Origin of the sequence: Shewanella sp. ZOR0012 (genome assembly GCF_000798835.1) — a bacterium.
GTDB lineage: Bacteria > Pseudomonadota > Gammaproteobacteria > Enterobacterales > Shewanellaceae > Shewanella > Shewanella xiamenensis.
In genome coordinates, this window is record NZ_JTLE01000094.1 from 3,384,930 (window position 1) to 3,404,079 (window position 19,150).

A 19,150-nucleotide genomic window follows, 5' to 3' on the forward strand; every position below is an offset into this window, starting at 1 on the left:
GTGGTACATCAGAGCATCTTGTTTATTTCGTCTAAATTCAAGGTAAAACTGGGTACAAAGCAATCCATAAAATATTTCACGGCAGGATTAGGATTGGACTCGAGCATGGCTTCGAGGCGTTTTCGTGCGGTGTTAAATTCAGTATTGCCAGCGCGATTTTCCTCTAAACACTTCAGGTAAGCACACAGGGTATCGGCTGATTTAACTATGGCTTTGTAGATCGGATCGGCATTATCACTGATAAACAGGCTGCGATAATCCTCTTTAAATTCATCAGGTACCATATCGAGCATGCGCTGCTCGGCGATGGCTTCAATTTTTTTATACTCAGCTTCAATTTCTTTATTGAAATACTTCACCGGGGTGGGTAAATCGCCAGTTAAGATCTCACTGGCATCATGGAATATGGCCAAACTGGTTGCTTGATGGGCATCGAGAGTCGTGCCAAATTTCTTATTACTGATGATGACTAAGGCGTGTGCCACCATGGCGACTTGCAGAGAGTGTTCCTGCACGTTTTCGGTGCGCACGTTGTACATTAAAGGCCAGCGCTGGATAAGTTTCATTCTGGCAAGGTGGGCAAATAAATGACTCATAAGGCTCCTTTAAATGAAGGCTAAAAGGCGCGTCACTCGACTCTGAAGATAATTGAAAAGCAAAGTGCAAGTACGGCTATTGAGCGTAAGCCTAACACTTATCGCAAGGATAAGTGAGTGAAATAATGGCAGGATTTACAGAACAAATACAAAAATAAAGCGATCCCGTGGATCGCTTTATTGCCTAGGTTTGCTAAGTAAGCGTGATGATGAAACCTATTTATTGTTTATAGGCTTCCAGGAAGTTACCAAATTCAGTTAATGCCTTCGTTAGATCTTCTTTATAGGGTAAAAACACCACACGGAGATGATCAGGTTCCGGCCAATTAAAGGCCGTGCCGTGCACTAATAGGATTTTTTTATCCCTTAATAAATCGAGTACTAGGCGTTCATCATCCCTGAGATTGAACTTTTTCATATCCAATTTGGGGAAAGCATAGAGTGCGCCCTTAGGCTTTTTCACGCTCACACCTGGGATTTGATTCAACAGCTCGTAACAGGCGTCTCTTTGGACAGTGAGGCGGCCATTAGGCAGTATCAGCTCGTTAATACTTTGATAGCCACCGAGTGCGGTTTGAATCGCATGTTGATTGGGCACGTTGGCACACAGGCGCATCGAGGAGAGCATCTCTAACCCTTCGATATAACTCTTTGCAGCCTTAAGATTACCAGACAACATCATCCAACCAACACGAAAGCCCGCAGCGCGATAAGCCTTGGATAGCCCATTGAAGGTAACCGTTAAAATATCGTCCGACAGACTAGCCGCAGGAATATGCTTGGCTTCGTCGTATAAAATTTTGTCGTAAATTTCATCAGCAAATAAAATCAGGTTGTGTTCACGGCAAAGCTCGATAACTTGCAGCAGTAATTCTTTGCTATAAACCGCGCCCGTAGGATTATTCGGGTTGATTAGTACAATACCACGGGTGCGAGAAGATATTTTGCTCTTAATATCATCAAGATCGGGAAACCAATCCGCTTCTTCATCACAGCGATAATGTACTGCTTTACCGCCGGCTAAATTTGCCGCGGCGGTCCATAGCGGATAGTCGGGCGAGGGGATCAGCACTTCATCATCGGTGTTTAATAAGCCCTGCATGGCCATCATAATCAGCTCTGACACACCATTACCGATATAGACATCTTCGATATCAACGCCATAGATACCCTGCGCTTGATAATGCTGCACAATCGCCTTGCGGGCAGAGAATAATCCTTTTGATTCACAGTAGCCCTGGGCACTCGGGAGATTAAGGATCACATCGCGCACAATTTCTTCTGGTGCTTCAAAACCGAAGGGAGCAGGGTTACCAATATTGAGTTTGAGGATCCTGTGGCCTTCGTCTTCTAAACGTCTGGCTTCCTTGTGCACTGGGCCGCGGATGTCGTAGCAAACAGTATCCAGCTTATTGGATTTGATGATAGGGCGCATTTACACCTCGAAACATGCAGTTAATTTTGGCTTAAGTTTGTGCACCATAACGAAATTATCTTATTTAAGGAAGGGGCATTGAGCATAAATACCCTGTTTTTTTTATTAAACTTACTAGTTAAATATGCTTTAACCTGGCATTAAATAAATTTATACAAGTTATATGTGCCGTTATTGTGTCTAATTTTGATTTTTTATACTGCATCTTGTTATGGGGTTAGCCTTTGTACCTATCAATTAGGCTGCATTGGCCCATGCACTCTGTTTTACTACAACCGCATTACCCTAGGGGCAAGATGTTAGTAAAAATGTTAATCAGTGTTTGCTTAACTGCTGATTTATCAGAGTTGATTTAAGTTAATGTCGCATTATCCTGCATTCGGTAATTTTTCGATATTTAGGCAGATTAACTGAATGCTTATTAAGCATTTAGGTTGAAATAAAAAATTCATCACACTCTAGTTATTTTGTTTAAAATCAAGTTGATAAATCGTCTTTTAATTCAAGATGAAAAATTATTTAGCGCTAGCATAAATTTATAGTTGACTCGATATTCGATGCGCTTTATTTTCTGCGCGATGTTTTCGGCAGGGCACCTAAGATAACAAGCTTTTAGCAGGTTTTATCAGCGGAGTTAGTCATCATGAAGCAGCAATATTGGCGTCCGTTATCGAGGTGATTTCAGGCGCTGTTCTAAAAACTTTTGCCTTTTAGGCGACTTATTTAGAGGACCTAAGTGCATGTCTGAACCGACAGCGTTAAGTCTTATTCCACCTTTGGTGGTATTGGTGTTGGCCGTTTGGTTACGCCGCCCCATTTTATCTTTGATCATTGGTGCGGTAACGGGTTTTTTGTTACTTGATCCAACGCAAGTTTTAAATAATTTTGCAAGTACTTCATTAAAAGTCATGGCCGATGAAACTATCGGTTGGTTGATTTTGGTGTGTGGCTGTTTTGGTGCCTTGATTGCGCTGTTAGTACGTACTGGCGGTGCTTTGGCATTTGGTCGAAATGCATTGAAATTTGCAAAAGGGCCAAGATCTTCCCTGTTTATGACCTTTATTCTGGGGATTGTGATTTTTATTGATGACTATCTGAATGCGCTAACTGTGGGTGAAACCATGAAGCGTGTAACGGATAAGTTTAAAGTCTCCCGCGAAATGCTGGCTTATGTGGTGGATTCCACAGCGGCTCCTGTGTGTGTATTAGTGCCGCTCTCCACGTGGGCGGTGTTTTTTGGTGGCTTACTGGTCGATAACGGGGTGGCCGCTGAAGGTCAGGGCATTAGCGTCTACATGCAAGCTATACCCTATATGCTTTATGCTTGGTTAGCCGTCGCGATGGTATTACTGGTTGCATTGGGCGTGGTACCTGCTATTGGCCCGATGAAAAAAGCCGAGCTGCGCGCAGCAAAAGGCGAGCCCGCTGAAGCGCAAGTCGATTTAGACCAAGTGCAAACCTCTGATGAATATGCCATCGCGGCAATTGAAGAAGAGTTTAAGCATGCTGACAATCAAGGCAAATTGCATAACTTTTTAGTGCCAATTTTATTACTGGTTGCTTTTACCGTTTATTTTGATATCGACGTGTGGAAAGGGTTATTAGCGACGCTGGTTATCACGCTCCCTTACTATGCAGTTCAGCGTTTGATGCCTCTCTCAGAAATGATGGATCAAATGATTGATGGTTTTAAGAGCATGTTGCCAGCTATTGGTACCGTAATTGCGGCATTTGTGTTTAAAGATGTGTGTGATGCGCTATTACTGCCACAGTACGTGATTGAATCTTTAAGCCCATTTATGACGCCTAAGCTGTTACCTGCCGTGGTATTCCTATCAATGGCGATTTTGGCCTTTGCGACGGGTTCTAGTTGGGGAATTTTTGCAGTAACCATCCCAATTGTGATGCCACTGGCGCAATCGGTGGGTGCGGATATTCCATTAGTGATTGGTGCGCTGTTGTCGGCTTCTTCTTTTGGTAGCCAAGCGTGTTTCTACTCTGATTCAACCGTTTTAGCTGCCCAAGGCTCGGGTTGTAACTTAGTAAGCCATGCTGTGACTCAGCTACCTTATGCGTTAATTGCCGCGGTTATTGCATTCTTTGGCTTTATCCTGATTGCTTAATGCGTGACTTAATACATAAAAAACCAGCTTCGGCTGGTTTTTTTATGCGCGAATGTTAATTGTAGCTTTGTGCTAACCGCTAGTTTATGTTATGGATGAATCACTTGAGTTCGTTTGTTACAAAATCTGAACTACGATTTAATGGGATGGTAAGAAATGCAAAAAGGCGCCGATGCGCCTTTTTGTGAGGTGAGATCAAGATGAATGTTAATCTTAGTCTATTTGGACTGATTCGAAGACTTATCTGGATTTTGCGTTTCGTTACCATCGGCTTCGTGTGGAGGCTGAGTCATGTCGGATTTTAGTTGTTTCTCTTTATCGTGCTGACCAAACTGTGGCAGTTTGAATTTGGCACTGTATTTCAGTGCGGCAAGATTGCTGGCAATCACACCTACCACCAAAATTATAATGATCCACACTTCTAAGCTCGACATAACAACTCCTTATTGAGCAACACCCTGATTAATCAACGGCTAAACGCTGCTCACACTTACGAATATCTTCTGGCGTGTCAACTTCGATTGAGTCGAAGGCACTGATGGCGACTTTGATCTTATGGCCATGTTCTAGGGCGCGTAGCTGCTCTAACTTTTCAAGATCTTCGAGACGACCTAAAGGTAGGGCTGCAAAGGCTTGCACAAATCTGCTGGTGTAAGCATACACGCCTAAGTGCTTGTAAACTGGATAATCTTTGGTATCGCGACCGAAGGGAATCCGCGCGCGGGAGAAATACAGCGCGTAATAGTCGTTATCGAACACCATCTTCACATGCATAGGATCGTCGAGCTCGGCTTTGTTGACAATTTCATAGCCGAGGGTCGCCATTTCAAACTCGCCTGGGTGACGTTCGAAGAGGCTGATCACTTGCTCAATAGAGGTTGGGTCGATTAGGGGTTGGTCGCCCTGAAGGTTGATGACCAGATCGTCATCCTTTAAACCTAATTGGTTAATCGCATCATTGATACGGTCTGTGCCCGATGCCGCATCAGGGCTGGTCATGACCACTTTGCCACCGAAGCCTTCGACGGCGCTTTTAATACGCTCATCATCGGTTGCAACGTAAATATTGGTGAGGCCTTTGGCTAACGACGCGCGTTCATACACGTGTTGGATCATCGGCTTGCCGTTAATCGGGGCTAAGGGCTTGCCCGGGAAGCGGCTTGAACCGTAACGCGCCGGGATTAACAGAGTCACATTCATTAAATTATCCTACTTTATCAGAGATATGCAGTGTAGATAGACAAAAGGGCTCACAATGAGCCCTTGTCATCTGCTTGAGAGCTTAAATGCGACGGAACAGGGCAGTCAACATTTCGTCAGTGACTTTCTCTTCCCATGTTGGGCCGTACACGTTTGCCCATAATGGACCCATGCTTTTAGTCACGGCAACCATTTTCGCGATGGTTTCATCTGGCAGATCTTTACAGATGTTCTTTGGCAGAGTGATGTTGTGCTTCTTCATCATCAGACGGAATTCAGCCACGCCTTCTGGGTAGAATTCTTCTAACACGTCAAAGGCGATACAGTTACCGATACCATGATGGTAGCCGAGGATGTAAGACAGACCATAGGATACCGCGTGGCATGCACCTACTTGGCTGTAAGCGATACTCATACCGCCCATAAATGACGCCATCATCAGCTTGTCGTCTTTTTCTGGGTGATCTTCTAAGTACACTTGGCGGCAAAGCTCCATGGCTTTTTCGGCATAGGCTTTAGAGAATTCGTTTAAGAAGGTACCTTCTAAGGATTCCACACAGTGGATATAGCAATCCATACCGGTGTAGAACCACTGGTCAGTTTCAACACCTTCGATTAACTCTGAGTCCATGATGATTTGGTCGAACACTGTATAATCTGAGTTCAGACCCAGTTTACGCACTGGACCACACAATACTGCGGTGCGTGACGCTTCAGCACCCGTACCTGAAATTGTTGGAATACCAATGTGGTGTACTGCTGGGTTTTTGATTAAATCCCAACCTTGGTACATGGCTGAGCCGCCTGGGTTGGTCAGCATTAGCGATACCGCTTTTGCCACGTCCATGGTTGAACCGCCACCTAAACCAACGACGCTGACGGGCAGTTTGCTATTGAAAGCTTGCACTTGTTCGGTCAGGGCATCGATTTGAATCGTGCTTGGCTCTTCATCAACGTTAACCCAAATCAGTAAGTCTTGGGCTTTGACTGGGATGCGTGCTTCGAGTGGTTTGCCTTGGTGAACGTCATCGACTAAAAATACCACGAAGTCATCGTCGGTTTTACGCTGTGCAGCTAAGACGTCGTCTAACTGAGCGAAAGAGCCACGACCGAAGATCATCTTTTCAACTACTTTAAAATTTTTAAAACTCATTGCAAAAACTCCCGTTTAATTATTGGGCAAATGCTTTCTTAATGTTTTCAATACGCTCGGCAATCTGAGCATCGGTCCAAGACAATTTAATGAGCATAGAAATAGTGCGGCTCATAATGGCATCAGATTTCGGCACAGAAATTTGAGTATAGTCAGGTCGGTCGGCGATTAATGTGATTGGTAACGCAGCAGGGGCTTTAAGCTCCTGAATATGTTTCCAGTTTTTCAGATAATGCCAGTTGTTCACGTACCAGTAGAAGCAGCCATCTACACCATTTGCAGCTAATTTCTTGCTGATCTCTTGGGTACGGGCTTCTGTTGGTAACATAAAGCTTAAGAAGCCAGCTGAATCACCCTCTGGATCGGGGATTTCGCGGAAGCTGACTTCAGGAATGCTCGCCATAGCTTCTTTAATGGCTTTTTTGTTTTTACGTTGAATGTCGATAATGGTATCGAGTTTACGTAACTGGGCTAACCCTAAGGCCGCATTCATTTCAGAGATACGGAAGTTCAGACCCATAATCGGGTGTGACTCGGCGCCACGGTCTTTACCAATATGGTCATGGCCGTGATCGGAGAACTGGTGGGCGTTATCGTAAATTTCGGTGTTATTGGTGATCACCGCGCCACCTTCACCACAGGTGATGGTTTTAACAGAATCGAAAGAGTAACAACCGACATCACCGATAGTACCAAGGGCTTGGCCCTTGTAGCTGCCGCCAATGGCTTGGCAAGCATCTTCTAACAATACTAAGTTGTGCTTTTTACAAATGGCTTTGATTTCGTACATCTTGGCCATAGAGCCACACATGTGTACTAAGTTTACCGCTTTAGTACGTGGAGTAATTGCCGCTTCAATGCCTTCTGGTGATAAACACAGTGTTTCGTCGATTTCGGCAAAAATCGGTACTGCACCGGCCATGAAAATCGCTTCTACAGACGCAACAAAGGTAAAAGGTGGCACGATAACTTCATCGCCAGCGCCAATGCCTGCGGCCATCATCGCCGTTTGGAGCGCGGCGGTACCGCTTGATAACAGATGAGCATGCTTAACATTCATTTTCTCGCAGAGCAGTTGCTCCATATCGCGAGTCTTCCAGCGATCATTACGCATATGGTCGAAGTTATAACGGAAGGTAAAGCCGTGCTCCATCACATCGGCAACTTCTTGTTTTTCTTCTGGACCAAATAATTCAAAACCGGGCATGGAAGGTATCTCCTTAGAATTTGTGGCGCATGGTCGCGCTGCAATTAACTGGCGGATTATAACTGGGCTAAAGATCCCTTGCGATGTTTTCTTGATGAAAATAAGGTCATGTTGAGATTTCGCGCTTAGTTTTTGCTCACTTAGCAAGACTAGATGAATGAAATGATAAATGTTGTCTAACGCGATGAAGTGAAATGGTCTCCTCGAGGTAGATTTTGGTCATTCCTCGTAAATGAATAGCGAGTCTTTGCCTTTAGGGCGTAAAACCAAAAACCTGCACAGTGGCAGGTTTTTGTGGTGTAACCTTGTCATGCAATCTCGGTGTTAATCTCAATCGCAGTATGAGCATTTACACGACTTGTGCACGGTCTACCGTAACATCAAGATCCGTTAATAGACCATTATCGATACCGTAAATCCACCCATGGACAGCCAGTTCTTGGCCGCGAGACCAGGCTTCTTGCACGATAGTACTGCTGGTCACATTGGAAACCTGTTCAATCACATTGAGCTCACACAGGCGATCAAAACGTTTGGCTTCATCCATTTGCATTAATTCATCATGATGTAGGCGATAGACATCGCGCAAATGGCCGAGCCAGTTATCGATAAGTCCAAGGCGCTGATTACCCATTGCGGCACGTACACCACCGCAGCCGTAGTGACCGACGACCATAATATGTTTCACTTTAAGCACATCGATGGCGTATTGCAGTACTGACAGGCAGTTAAGATCGGTATGGATCACCATATTGGCTATATTGCGGTGAACAAAGACTTCGCCAGGCATTAAATCGATGATTTGGTTAGAAGGAACTCGGCTGTCGGAACAACCAATCCAGAGATACTCAGGGTTTTGCTGTTTTGCCAGTTGTTCAAAAAAATCAGGGTGTTCTTGACTGATGCGTCCGGCCCAACGGCGGTTATTATCGAATAAGGGTTTGAGTAATTTCATTTTAACCTATTGTTTTATTGGACATATTAAAATGTCTTTTGCCCTAAATGATGCAAGCCGCACCTTTTTTGCGATTGAGTATACCAGCAAAATCGTGGCCTCTGGTCTATCCAATTAAGTTTAAACTCAGGTTTGAACGTGACTTAATTCCATCAACAGTTAAATAATTTGGTCTAATGCTTTGAATTTTTAGGGATAAAATTTATTTACCCTACACCTAAGCGCTCAATGTTACTGTTGGCAAAAGAGGGAACACGGGAATGAATGGGTAAATCTGTTATTGCGCATAGTGCAATCACGCTGAGCTTTTCGTTTAACTTAGGCCGGGTTTTTATATATCTATATGATTTAAATGATTAATGTAAAAATTAGATGCCTTCTTATTGAAAGAAGGCATCAATAGGTACAATCAGGTTAATCCCTAAAACTTACCTACAACTTTGACATTGGGCGTCACTTCTGCTGCATCCACAAAGCCGATCATATTTGGATTGGCGGCGACGAGAGTAAGAATCTCAGCACTGGATTCGACCACTTTAGGCGGTTGTCCTTGTCCAGAAAATACGAGTTTTGACCAATAGGCTTTTAACTGACTTTCTGTTTTATTGAGGATTTGTTTTACAAAGGCTTCCCTGACAGGTGAGCCTTCCGCTTGATCGAGTGCGACAATCGTGCCTCCTGTCGAAAAGGTTTTAAGCTTTCCCGAATAAATTCTTGAAATATCGGCAGCTGATATCTCTGAACTGTTCGAAGGGTGAACGATTACGGCGATTTCCGCTTGAGCCCATTGACTGAGCAATAGGAGTGCACACAAGCTGATTGGCTTGACGATGTATTTAGCAATGTGAGGTAAATTCATAAATGACTCCTTAGAAAACAAGATCAACAGCCATGCTTAAGAGTTGTTCGTCGGAGGTCGGCTTATCATTACTGTAATTGGTGTATTCCAGTTTTAGCGCCGCAGAGGGATGAAAATCCCAGCGGGTTCCGATGATGTAATAGGAACTATCCTCTTGTTGTGCTTCTAATGCGGCTTTCGTTCCCATCACTAATGGCGCGAGAGCTGCTTGATTGGCCGGAGGTAGGGCGTTGTAGACAGGCAACATTGCATCATAGGCATCATATTGTGGGTCACCTTTATCAATGCCATAGGTTAAATGGAAGGTAAAATCATGGTAACGAACACCCGCTGAAACAAAGGCAGAATCTTGAATATTAAAACTGCTAGGGTCGACGTCTATTCGGGTGTATTCCGCTAATATAAACCACTTTCCTGCGTCATATTTCACGTTAGCGCCAATAAGTAAGGCACTATCCTCTATCGCTAATAAGTCATTTACAACTTGATCATCGAATAAACCTGTTTGGGAAATGGCTTCACCCAAACCAAGTAGTGCTGGCAGTTCATATGAGAAATCCGTGACTATCCCCACATTTAAACCGTACTCAAATCCAGCGGTGCTAAAATTGAAGTTCATAATATGGCCCTTGGCGGAAAAGGGCGCTGGGGGCGTTGATGAACCGACAGGCGCATAGTCAGATACCGATGTCGTAATATATTTATAGGTTAAGCCAACTTCAGTATTGCCCCATAAATCTGAATAAACTAAACCAACGCCTTCGCCAGAATTAAAGGGGAGCGAATAGACTCCCCTTGGTGGCGTTATCCAATGGTAGGCATAGCCAACATCGATATAATCGGAATATTTGTAAAGATTAAATCGTTGTCTTCCAGCCATTAGCATCAACTTATCGCTAATGTCATAGGAAATATAAGCCCATTCAAACTCTGCACTATAATCGTCACTGCCACGGGAGAGGACTTGTGCGGTTGCTCGTAAGCCGCTCCCTAAATCTGCGGCAAATTGTAATGCGACTTTGGAGTCATTATTAAAGTCGATTTCTTTATCATAACCGTAGTAACTTTTATCATCGGATAAACTTGAGCCAGCAACAATGGAGGCAAAGCCGTTTATTTCAACATTCGCGTAAAGGGATGGAATATAGAGTGCGGTCAACACACCTAATGCAACTGTACTTTTTCTCATGTTAGGAAACCTTTTTGAGGGAATACAGTTTAAAGGTAGTTGAATTTTTGGTGTTTTCACGATTTTGCAACATTTTTGAGGAGCAGTTAACAAATCGATGTTTGTTAAGCCTCAAGTGGGATAGCACTCCAAGATTATTGGAAAAGGTTTCGAGTAATAGGCAAAAGACTCATTCTTATTGAGGGTTCTAGAATATGAATCTGTTAGAGCATGGGTGACATGCTCTAACCATCATGGTGCGTATTAAGCGTATTGGCTCAGAAATGCTAATAATTGCTGATTAACAAATTCGGCTTGTTCTAGACTTGAAATATGGCCAGCATTTGGAATATGCACTAATTGGCTGCCATTGATGGCATCACTCATCAAATAACTTTCTAAAACACTGCGCGCCTTGTCTTCTACACCCACCATGATTAAGCAAGGTAAGGTAAATTGTTCGGCAAATTCTAGGGTATCGCGCCGACCAAAAATGATCCGTCCAAGTTTTACTATGTCGGGAATGCGTTCTGGCGTTAGCGCAGCTAAGTCGCTTTCAAAACGTTGCACTAATTCGGGATTATTCGCTTTGGCATTATCTGCAAAAAACAGCGGTGAAATTGCATTGATAAGTGCTGGCGGAATACTGCCAGCGGTTTGGATCATGTCTAACATACCAAAATATTTGGCACGGGTGATTTCTGGCTCAAAACCAATAAAACTGTCCAGCATGGCAAGCGTCTTGACGCGAGCAGGCGCCTTAAGCACCAGCTCTGCCCCCCACATGGCGCCCACGGACAAACCGATGAGGGAAAATGTCTCAAGTTCGAGGGCGTCCATCAGGGCTAACATATGCTCACTAATGTCTAACAGGCTATGGCAGTTTTCCGGTACGGTGCCAGATTGGCCGTGTCCCCAGAGATCGGGTACGATACAGCGGTAGCTTTTGCTTAAGAGCGCAATTTGTGGTGCCCACATGGCGCTGTCCCACAGGTAGCTGTGGCCAAATAACAGGGTAGGGCCTGTGCCGATATCAAGGTAACTAAGTTGGCTACCCGCGATGCAAATTTGTTGTCTGTATGATGATAAATCCATAAAACCTACTTAATCTATAAAACCAAAAACGGGAAGGGACGTCGGCTAAAACGTGCAGAAAAAGCTATTAAGGCTGCGCAATCCGATGTACATATTCCGCTACTAACTCGGGTAAACGCCGGATCACGGCGTCTTTTAGCAACATATCGCTCTGCTGGATAACCTGCGCTAAGGCCTGAACCTCAAATTGGGGTAACAGGGTTTGAGACACGGGGAAATAGCTAATATGCCAAGGCTCTGCACTTACCGCGCTTTGGCCTTTCTGGAACGGAAAATAAAACCCAAAATCCTTGGCATTAGCCACTAGCCACTGGTGCAAGTGGGCGCAGGGGCCGCCGTCACGGTATTCGGCGTCCACCAGACGCAGGGATTTGACCTCAATTTGCTCGGCATCAAATACATCGATATCCGTTCCCCAATGGTGACGCGAAGCACCAGGCAGTGCCGACCAGAGTAAGATCAAATCGACTAACTCATCATCGCTGAGCGGCGCGATATCCACGGGCTGCTCATTGATATCCAGGACCACTCGTTTACCGCTGGCCTTGGCATTCCAAATGGCGAGTTGCCGATCGAAGGGGCGATAGGCAGAGCAAATCGCTAGCTTAATACCGTCTTTGGCGGCACTGTCGGCCATTGCCTGAAAGGCAAGGGCGGTTTGTGACTCTAACTTAAACCGCGTTTCTCGCTGATGATAAGGGCTGAGTAACTCAACGAGCACTAAGTCGCTCATTGAGTAAGAGTCTAGATCCGCTGTTAAACCTGTCTCTCCCCTTGGCTCTAGACCATAGAGCAGGGCTTTTTTTGCCGTGATAGCCATGGTATTTAACACAGTAACTGTTCCAAAATCACTTCATAACACAGCGCTAATTGCTCTAGATCGTCTACCTTCACGCACTCGTTCACTTTATGGATTGTGGCGTTTACTGGGCCAAGTTCCAACACTTTGGCGCCCGTTGGCGCAATAAAGCGCCCATCGGAGGTGCCGCCGGTGGTTTGTGGATCGGTATCATAGCCCGTGACTTGACGAATGGCATGGCGGGTCGCGTCTAACAGTGGGCCTTCGCCGGTTAAAAAGGGTAAGCCGTTAAAGGTCCAGCTGATGTCATAATCCAGTTCGTGGGCGGTTAATAAGGCTTCCACGCGCTCGATGAGTATCTCGGCGGTCACTTCGGTGGAATAGCGGAAGTTAAACATCACCTCCAAGGCGCCTGGGATCACGTTCGATGCGCCTGTGCCGCCGTTAATGTTGGCGATTTGCATGCTGGTGGGCGGGAAGAATTCGTTGCCATTATCCCAATGGGTTTGGCTTAACTCAGCTAAAAAGGGGGCGGCTTTGTGGATAGGGTTATCCGCAAGGTGCGGATAGGCCACATGGCCTTGAATACCTTTAACGGTTAAGTTGGCGGTGAGACTGCCACGGCGGCCATTTTTAACCACATCACCGAGTTTTAAGGTCGACGAGGGTTCACCCACCAATGCCCAAGTGATTTTTTCATTACGGGCTTCTAGGGTATCGATAACCCGTGTGGTGCCATTGATAAAGGGGCCTTCTTCATCGCTAGTGATTAAAAACGCAATCGAGCCAGGATGATTTGGGTGCTTAGCCACAAAACGTTCGGTCGCGACGATCATCGCCGCCAGTGAGCCTTTCATATCGGCAGCACCGCGACCATACAGATAACCGTCAATAATGGTTGGCTCAAAAGGCGGGGTATGCCAGCGGCTTAAATCGCCTGCGGGCACCACATCGGTATGGCCGGCAAAACAAAATACCGGGCCTGTATTACCGCGCCGCGCCCACATATTGGTGGTGTCTTCAAAGACCATGGGCTCAATATTAAAGCCTACGGCGGCAAGACGTTCGGCCATTAAGCTTTGACAGCCTTCATCTAGCGGTGTGACCGAAGGACGGGCGATTAACGCTTTAGTCAGTTCGGTAACCGGGTGAGTGTTCGAAGCGTACGTCATAGGGAAAACACCTTCTTATATTCGGCTTCGTTAAAGCCCACTAGCACTTGTTCACCCAAAACCAGCACTGGGCGCTTGATCAGTGTCGGGTGAGTGAGCATTAGTTGAATGGCTTTGGCTTGGTCGATATCCGCTTTATCGGCATCACTTAAGGCGCGAAAACTGGTACTGCGTTTATTAAAGACGGTTTCCCATCCGGCAATTTGACACCAATGCTGCAGATCCTTTTCTGCTAATCCATCTTCCCTAAAGTCATGGAAGTTGACCGAAAGTTGATGGGTTTCAATCCATTTACGTGCTTTACGCACAGTATCGCAATTTTTAATACCAAAAAGGGTCAAGATGATGCTCCTATCGAGGGGCGCCGTTGGCACGCATTGATTTTGCTCGCATTGTGGCATTGTGCGCTGGATGCTACAAGGGGATATTGCCTAGGGCATGTTGAGAATAAGTTAAGATAGTCGCAAAGATTTGATAGGTGGTCGATGTAGGTAAAAGTGAAATATTTGATGTTAATTTGGGTATCAGTATGCAAATAAAAAGCCGAGCAAATATGCTCGGCTTTGTCCTTGGAAATGTTTTTAATTAAAAGTTCATTTCCAGAGCGAGGTAATACTCACGGCCTACTACGTTGTAGTAAGAACGTGGGTAATGTGGCCACGATGACTGGGTTTGATCAATCTCAGGGCCCGCATCAAACAAGTTGTTGATGCCGGTTGAGATTTTTAGTGCATCGTTGACAAGATAACTTGCTGACCAGTTCACTTCAACATGGCTGTCGATCGTTACGCTGTAATCTGCGTCCAGACCATTTTCGACAAAGTAATCCATGCGATCGCCATTCATGCTGTCAGTGTATTTGAACAATAAGTTAGTCGCAAAATCGTTATAGCTCCAACCTAAGTTCAAGTTACCGCGGATTTTAGGCGCTGAACCTTCACCATCAATAAGATCTAATGCCTCTGAATCTGGGGTTAATTGCTCTTCCCATTTCAGTAAGTAGGTGCCTTCTAAGCGGGCGGTTAAATCACCTAAGTTGGCAGTTTCATAGCGATAACCGATAGAGAAGTCGATACCAGAGGTTTTTTGTGATGACATGTTAATCGCTTGGGTATTCACCTGAATTAACTTGCCATTCGCATCACGTATAATTTTGTCTGTAAATGCATCTGAATGATCCAGAATATATTGGGCGCTAGGATCATTCACTAGGTTATCGATTTCAACAATCCAGTAATCTAATGTCAGATTGAGATCGTTGTAATCCCATACCATACCAAGGTTATAGTTTTTACCTGTTTCAGCTTCTAACTCAGGGTTAGCACCAATGGTAATTGGCAAGGATTCGATCTTATCGCAAGCAGGACCAGGGCCAGAGGCTTCACAAGTAGGAGTATCAATCACAGTACTATAGGCTGACGTGGGTTCTCCAAATAAACGCTGCATATCTGGAGCACGGAAAGTCTCTGCATATAGACCACGTAGCAGTAAGCTGTCGATAGGACGGTATTCTACAGCCACTTGAGGACTGAATTGACCACCCACATCTGATTCGTCATCGTAATAGTCGTAACGGCCAGCTAAGGTCACTGTGAGGTTTTCAATCACAGGAACAGCCACTTCAGCGTAGCTAGCATATTGTTCACGTTCACCTTGAGCGCTGCTACCGCCTTTACCCATGACACCGCCGTTAGTGGTAAAGCTATCGGATTTGTCATAAAACCATTCTTTGCCATATTCGATACCAGCAGCATAAGCTACGGCGCCTGCTGGTAATTCAAAGACTTCGCCACTAATACCGGCGTTAAAGCTTGATAGGGTTGATTGACCTTTTTTACCACCTTGATAATCCAGCATGGCGGCATCTTCATTGGAAATAACATCCAATAGAGAATGACCATTGGTTCCTTCGGTCAAATAATCCCACATACTTTGGTAAGTTGGTGAGCCCGTTGTGGTGGATTCTACAGTTTGGCGGGCAATAGACCAAGATGTGTCATATTCGATGCCTTCAGTCAGATAACCTTTACCACCGATCAAGAACGAGAAGTTATTGGTTTCAAAATCAGAAGTACGTGGACCTAACTCTGACATACGACGAGTGTAGAAATATTCTCCGTCGGCTGCGCTGGCAAAATCACCGCCAAAGGCTGATGATTTTTTGAAGGTTTGTGAGAGGCCTTTTGACTTGTTGTAGATAGTGACATCATCGCCAACTACTTTATATTTAAAGTCATCACCGACAGTTGCTGACTCAATTTCGGTAAAAGTTGAGGCATGTGTATAGTCAATTCGAGAGTAGAGCTGATGGTCATCATTCAGTTCTTTGGTGAGGTTCACCATAGTTGAATAGCGTTTTTGTTCTGGAGAGAAATCCCGTTGTGGCGAGCGATCAAAACCGCAGCGACCATTGGACATCACTTGATAACCACGTGCCTCACATTCTGCGGCAGATAAGGTTTTAAAGAGTTTATTATCGCTGGTGACAATGTTCGCACCATATGAGCTGTAAGCCGCATAAGGGTTGCCCGGAACGATATCTGTTCCCCATTCTGGGCGATCTGTTCCTTTTAAGGCTTGACGGTCTTCGTATTCGGCGAAGAAAGTTAGGTTCGCTTTATCGCTGCTTACGCCCGTCATAAAGGAGAATTGGTTGTTTTGTAAGCCACCATCAACGGTATCGGAGAAGCGATATTTCAAGGTGCTTTGCTCAACATCTTTTTTCAAGATAATGTTGATAACGCCGCCCATGGCATCCGAGCCGTAAATGGCTGATGCACCTGTGGTTAAGATCTCAATGCGTTCAATCGCTCCTAACGGAATGTTTGCGGTATCGACAAAACTATCTGTACCACCGGCCCCAAAAGGATATTTAGGTACGCGTTTACCATTGATGAGGGTGAGAACGCGTCCAGCGCCAACACCACGAAGATTTACAGCAGATGCAGCTGGGGTGAAACCATGAACTTCTTGCTGAGTCATGGAGCCGCCAGAGTTTTGCGATAGGTTACCTAAAACATCTTGGACTGAGTTAAACCCGCCTTTTTCAATGTCGGCTGCACTGACAACCACTACAGGTGAAGCATTCTCAAGATCGGTACGCTTAATACGTGAACCAGTTACTTCGATACGCTCAACTTTATCCTCGGCAACCGCGGTTTCATCAGCTGCGAAAACCAATGGTGATAAAGATGTTGATACTAAAGCAAGTAAACTAAAACGAACCGCACGTGCAACGGTTGTTTGCGTAATCATATTTTCATTCCCTTAACAATGCCGTGATGATCAGGAAGGGTTTCATCAAGGCTTATATTTTATGTGCAACTGCCCTCCATAGTCGGAAAACTATCATTAACAACTTTAATATCAACAGCTTAATTGTTTGTTTTGTGTTAATCGTGTGTTACTAATGTAAACTTGCGGAAGCTAATTAAGGTTGGCTTGAAGTAATAAGATGCGGTGCTGCATGTGAAAAAGGCTAGATTGTATCGCAATGTAACGTAACATCATCTTTACAATGTCAATCTTTAGGCTGAATTTTTTGTTTAGGTCAGTTTTGAATAATGTGATCGCTATCAATTTAAGATTAAAGGTGTTAATAGCATGAATCTTATTAGCTGTTGAAATATAGACCATTATTGACTGTGTTTTAGCGGATTTAACAAATGGAACAGCTCTAGCATATTATTTCGTTATTCATGCTTATGGCTTATTTTATTATCGGAATATGTCTCCATTGGGTAGTGTAGCGGGGAGAGAGTTGACCACGCTTCATTCTCCAATCGGCATTCAGTCCTTGTCCTGCAAATTGAATATTTCCTTTACCACTGTGATTGATACCATCAAGCAGTTTCATCAATTCTTTACTTTTAGGTTGTGGTTTGGCCTCGTCAAACAAGCCTAATTGAAACACGCCTGGTGCATAAAAATCTCCTAGCATGACGCCAGCTTTAGCATAGGCGGGACCTGCACGCCAAAGCCGATGCAATAGTCGCTGCGCTAATTCGATAAAATCACGGGTATCGTCACTGGGATACACAAGATGACCAGTGAGTACTTGGCTATATTGGGGCTGATGTTGCGTAAAATAACTGCTGCGAATAAACACCGATAAGGTGCGGGCAAACTGCCCCTCCGCTCGCAATTTCTCGCAGGCCCTAAAGGTATAGTCACTGATAGCCTGCTGCATCGCCTCAAAGGTGGTAATACGTGCGCCAAAGGAGCGCGAGCTGATGATTTGCTGCTTTGTCGCTACCACCTGCTGAATATCATCACAGGCAATACCGTTAAGCTCGTACACCGTTCGCTCAACCATGACGGAAAAATTGTCTCGGATAAGTTTAGGATGGGCATCTGCAAGCTGTAGAGCGGTATGGATGCCCATCTGTTTTAAACGTTGCGCAATTTTTCGGCCAATGCCCCAAACTTCATCAATGGGAGTGAGCGCCATTAACCGGCGTTGGCGTTCTTTATCGCGTAAATCGACAACGCCTTGGGTGGCGGGATACTGTTTTGCGGCATAGTTAGCTAGCTTGGCTAAGGTTTTGCTCGGCCCAATTCCTACGCAGACACTGATCCCTATCCATTGCTGGATCCGTTGACGAATATCCATGGCTAACTGGTTAATATCTTGACATTTATCGAGCCGAGACAAATCCAAAAAAGCCTCATCGATTGAGTAGACTTCAACCCTAGGCACCATCTGCTCAAGTGTGGTCATGACGCGATTTGAAATATCAGCGTAAAGGGCATAGTTGGACGAAAATACCGCCACATTATGGGCGCGGATCATCTCCATCACTTGATAAACCGGCACGGCCATTTTTATGCCTAATTGCTTTGCTTCCGATGAACGCGCGACAACACAACCATCGTTATTTGACAGCACAACGATAGGTTTGCCCTGTAGATCGGGCCGAAACATACGCTCACAGGACGCATAAAAATTATTACAGTCTACGAGGGCGAATAAGTTGGCGGTCATTTGAGTTTTTTCACCACACAAGTCACGACACCGAACAGGTCTAACTCTGACTCGTGGCTGAGTGGAATTGCACTGTAGGCCGGGTTACATGGCAATAATTGCACCACAGGACGTAATTGCAATTGCTTTACCGTAAATTCCCCATTGATGGCCGCCACTACAATATCCCCATGGGTGGCTTGTAAGGCTCGGTCAACCACTAATATATCACCAGAGGAAATTCCGGCATCGACCATCGAATCGCCTTGAACTTTGACAAAAAAGGTTGCGGTGGGATGTTTGATACAAAGCTCATTTAGATCAAGCGATTGCTCAATATAATCATTGGCGGGAGAAGGAAACCCCGCCGCCACAGATGTGCTAAAGAAAGGATATTGGATTTTCGATTGTTCAGGAGTAACCAT

Annotated in this window: 17 protein-coding genes; 1 reads left to right on the forward strand and 16 read right to left on the reverse strand. The window is 45.0% G+C overall.

Going from position 1 to position 19,150, the window contains the following annotated elements; translation table 11 throughout:
• Positions 1-8: 8 nt before the first annotated feature.
• Both yfbR and L976_RS16455 read right to left on the reverse strand, forming a co-directional pair.
• On the reverse strand, positions 9-596 hold the full coding sequence (yfbR, locus tag L976_RS16450; RefSeq protein ID WP_037430288.1) for a 5'-deoxynucleotidase: 588 nt from the start codon (positions 594-596) through the stop codon (positions 9-11).
• Between the two features lie 220 nt (positions 597-816).
• Positions 817-2,031, reverse strand: coding sequence for a pyridoxal phosphate-dependent aminotransferase (locus L976_RS16455; protein WP_047538471.1), 1,215 nt, complete (start codon positions 2,029-2,031; stop codon positions 817-819).
• Positions 2,032-2,771: 740 nt separating this feature from the next.
• Between L976_RS16455 and L976_RS16460 the strand changes: the two genes are divergently transcribed.
• Positions 2,772-4,154 (forward strand): Na+/H+ antiporter NhaC family protein, encoded by a 1,383-nt coding sequence (locus tag L976_RS16460; RefSeq protein ID WP_037418738.1) that lies wholly within the window; start codon positions 2,772-2,774, stop codon positions 4,152-4,154.
• A gap of 218 nt (positions 4,155-4,372) precedes the next feature.
• On the opposite strand, the gene L976_RS16465 is transcribed toward L976_RS16460, so the two are convergent.
• The 14 genes from L976_RS16465 to umuD form a co-directional block, all read right to left on the reverse strand.
• Positions 4,373-4,588, reverse strand: a complete 216-nt coding sequence (locus L976_RS16465) for a DUF2897 family protein (protein WP_037418741.1) — start codon at positions 4,586-4,588, stop codon at positions 4,373-4,375.
• A 28-nt stretch (positions 4,589-4,616) separates the two neighbouring features.
• Positions 4,617-5,354, reverse strand: a complete 738-nt coding sequence (gene kdsB / locus L976_RS16470) for an 8-amino-3,8-dideoxy-manno-octulosonate cytidylyltransferase KdsB (protein ID WP_047538474.1) — start codon at positions 5,352-5,354, stop codon at positions 4,617-4,619.
• Positions 5,355-5,436: 82 nt separating this feature from the next.
• Positions 5,437-6,507, reverse strand: coding sequence for a 3-deoxy-alpha-D-manno-octulosonate 8-oxidase KdnB (gene kdnB, locus L976_RS16475; RefSeq protein WP_047538477.1), 1,071 nt, complete (start codon positions 6,505-6,507; stop codon positions 5,437-5,439).
• A gap of 19 nt (positions 6,508-6,526) precedes the next feature.
• On the reverse strand, positions 6,527-7,714 hold the full coding sequence (kdnA, locus tag L976_RS16480) for an 8-amino-3,8-dideoxy-alpha-D-manno-octulosonate transaminase KdnA (protein ID WP_047538480.1): 1,188 nt from the start codon (positions 7,712-7,714) through the stop codon (positions 6,527-6,529).
• A gap of 349 nt (positions 7,715-8,063) precedes the next feature.
• The gene (gene can, locus L976_RS16485; protein ID WP_037418751.1) at positions 8,064-8,669 is read right to left on the reverse strand and encodes a carbonate dehydratase; all 606 of its coding nucleotides are present in this window, start codon (positions 8,667-8,669) and stop codon (positions 8,064-8,066) included.
• A 421-nt stretch (positions 8,670-9,090) separates the two neighbouring features.
• Complete coding sequence (locus L976_RS16490; RefSeq protein ID WP_037418757.1) at positions 9,091-9,528, reverse strand: substrate-binding domain-containing protein; 438 nt, start codon at positions 9,526-9,528, stop codon at positions 9,091-9,093.
• 10 nt (positions 9,529-9,538) lie between these two features.
• Positions 9,539-10,717 carry a porin gene (locus L976_RS16495; protein WP_047538484.1) on the reverse strand — a complete coding sequence of 393 codons (1,179 nt, stop codon included), beginning with the start codon at positions 10,715-10,717 and terminating at the stop codon, positions 9,539-9,541.
• Between the two features lie 243 nt (positions 10,718-10,960).
• On the reverse strand, positions 10,961-11,791 hold the full coding sequence (locus tag L976_RS16500) for an alpha/beta fold hydrolase (protein ID WP_047538487.1): 831 nt from the start codon (positions 11,789-11,791) through the stop codon (positions 10,961-10,963).
• 67 nt (positions 11,792-11,858) lie between these two features.
• Positions 11,859-12,611: a M15 family metallopeptidase gene (locus tag L976_RS16505; RefSeq protein ID WP_047540629.1), complete on the reverse strand. Its 753-nt coding sequence runs from the start codon at positions 12,609-12,611 to the stop codon at positions 11,859-11,861.
• Between the two features lie 5 nt (positions 12,612-12,616).
• Positions 12,617-13,762, reverse strand: coding sequence for a succinyl-diaminopimelate desuccinylase (dapE, locus tag L976_RS16510; protein WP_037430294.1), 1,146 nt, complete (start codon positions 13,760-13,762; stop codon positions 12,617-12,619).
• Entirely contained in the window at positions 13,759-14,163 is a 405-nt protein-coding gene (locus tag L976_RS16515; RefSeq protein WP_050991401.1) for an ArsC family reductase, read from the reverse strand. The genes dapE and L976_RS16515 overlap by 4 nt, the downstream gene beginning before the upstream one ends.
• A gap of 184 nt (positions 14,164-14,347) precedes the next feature.
• A complete protein-coding gene (locus L976_RS16520) occupies positions 14,348-17,017 on the reverse strand; it encodes a TonB-dependent receptor plug domain-containing protein (RefSeq protein WP_037430297.1) in 2,670 nt (889 codons plus the stop codon).
• A gap of 454 nt (positions 17,018-17,471) precedes the next feature.
• Entirely contained in the window at positions 17,472-18,746 is a 1,275-nt protein-coding gene (gene umuC, locus L976_RS16530; protein ID WP_047538491.1) for a translesion error-prone DNA polymerase V subunit UmuC, read from the reverse strand.
• Positions 18,743-19,150 (reverse strand): translesion error-prone DNA polymerase V autoproteolytic subunit, encoded by a 408-nt coding sequence (umuD, locus tag L976_RS16535; RefSeq protein ID WP_229777742.1) that lies wholly within the window; start codon positions 19,148-19,150, stop codon positions 18,743-18,745. Before umuD ends, umuC begins: the two co-directional genes overlap by 4 nt.

What these genes read in the sequence shown, in the direction of transcription:
- L976_RS16490 (WP_037418757.1), bottom strand. Translation starts at nt 9,528, where the DNA reads ATGAATTTACCTCACATTGCTAAATACATCGTCAAGCCAATCAGCTTG.
- kdnA (WP_047538480.1), bottom strand. Translation starts at nt 7,714, where the DNA reads ATGCCCGGTTTTGAATTATTTGGTCCAGAAGAAAAACAAGAAGTTGCC.
- yfbR (WP_037430288.1), bottom strand. Translation starts at nt 596, where the DNA reads ATGAGTCATTTATTTGCCCACCTTGCCAGAATGAAACTTATCCAGCGC.
- L976_RS16460 (WP_037418738.1), top strand. Translation starts at nt 2,772, where the DNA reads ATGTCTGAACCGACAGCGTTAAGTCTTATTCCACCTTTGGTGGTATTG.
- L976_RS16495 (WP_047538484.1), bottom strand. Translation starts at nt 10,717, where the DNA reads ATGAGAAAAAGTACAGTTGCATTAGGTGTGTTGACCGCACTCTATATT.
- L976_RS16500 (WP_047538487.1), bottom strand. Translation starts at nt 11,791, where the DNA reads ATGGATTTATCATCATACAGACAACAAATTTGCATCGCGGGTAGCCAA.
- L976_RS16505 (WP_047540629.1), bottom strand. Translation starts at nt 12,611, where the DNA reads ATGGCTATCACGGCAAAAAAAGCCCTGCTCTATGGTCTAGAGCCAAGG.
- kdsB (WP_047538474.1), bottom strand. Translation starts at nt 5,354, where the DNA reads ATGAATGTGACTCTGTTAATCCCGGCGCGTTACGGTTCAAGCCGCTTC.
- L976_RS16520 (WP_037430297.1), bottom strand. Translation starts at nt 17,017, where the DNA reads ATGATTACGCAAACAACCGTTGCACGTGCGGTTCGTTTTAGTTTACTT.
- umuC (WP_047538491.1), bottom strand. Translation starts at nt 18,746, where the DNA reads ATGACCGCCAACTTATTCGCCCTCGTAGACTGTAATAATTTTTATGCG.
- umuD (WP_229777742.1), bottom strand. Translation starts at nt 19,150, where the DNA reads ATGGTTACTCCTGAACAATCGAAAATCCAATATCCTTTCTTTAGCACA.
- dapE (WP_037430294.1), bottom strand. Translation starts at nt 13,762, where the DNA reads ATGACGTACGCTTCGAACACTCACCCGGTTACCGAACTGACTAAAGCG.
- L976_RS16515 (WP_050991401.1), bottom strand. Translation starts at nt 14,163, where the DNA reads ATGCCACAATGCGAGCAAAATCAATGCGTGCCAACGGCGCCCCTCGAT.
- L976_RS16465 (WP_037418741.1), bottom strand. Translation starts at nt 4,588, where the DNA reads ATGTCGAGCTTAGAAGTGTGGATCATTATAATTTTGGTGGTAGGTGTG.
- can (WP_037418751.1), bottom strand. Translation starts at nt 8,669, where the DNA reads ATGAAATTACTCAAACCCTTATTCGATAATAACCGCCGTTGGGCCGGA.
- kdnB (WP_047538477.1), bottom strand. Translation starts at nt 6,507, where the DNA reads ATGAGTTTTAAAAATTTTAAAGTAGTTGAAAAGATGATCTTCGGTCGT.
- L976_RS16455 (WP_047538471.1), bottom strand. Translation starts at nt 2,031, where the DNA reads ATGCGCCCTATCATCAAATCCAATAAGCTGGATACTGTTTGCTACGAC.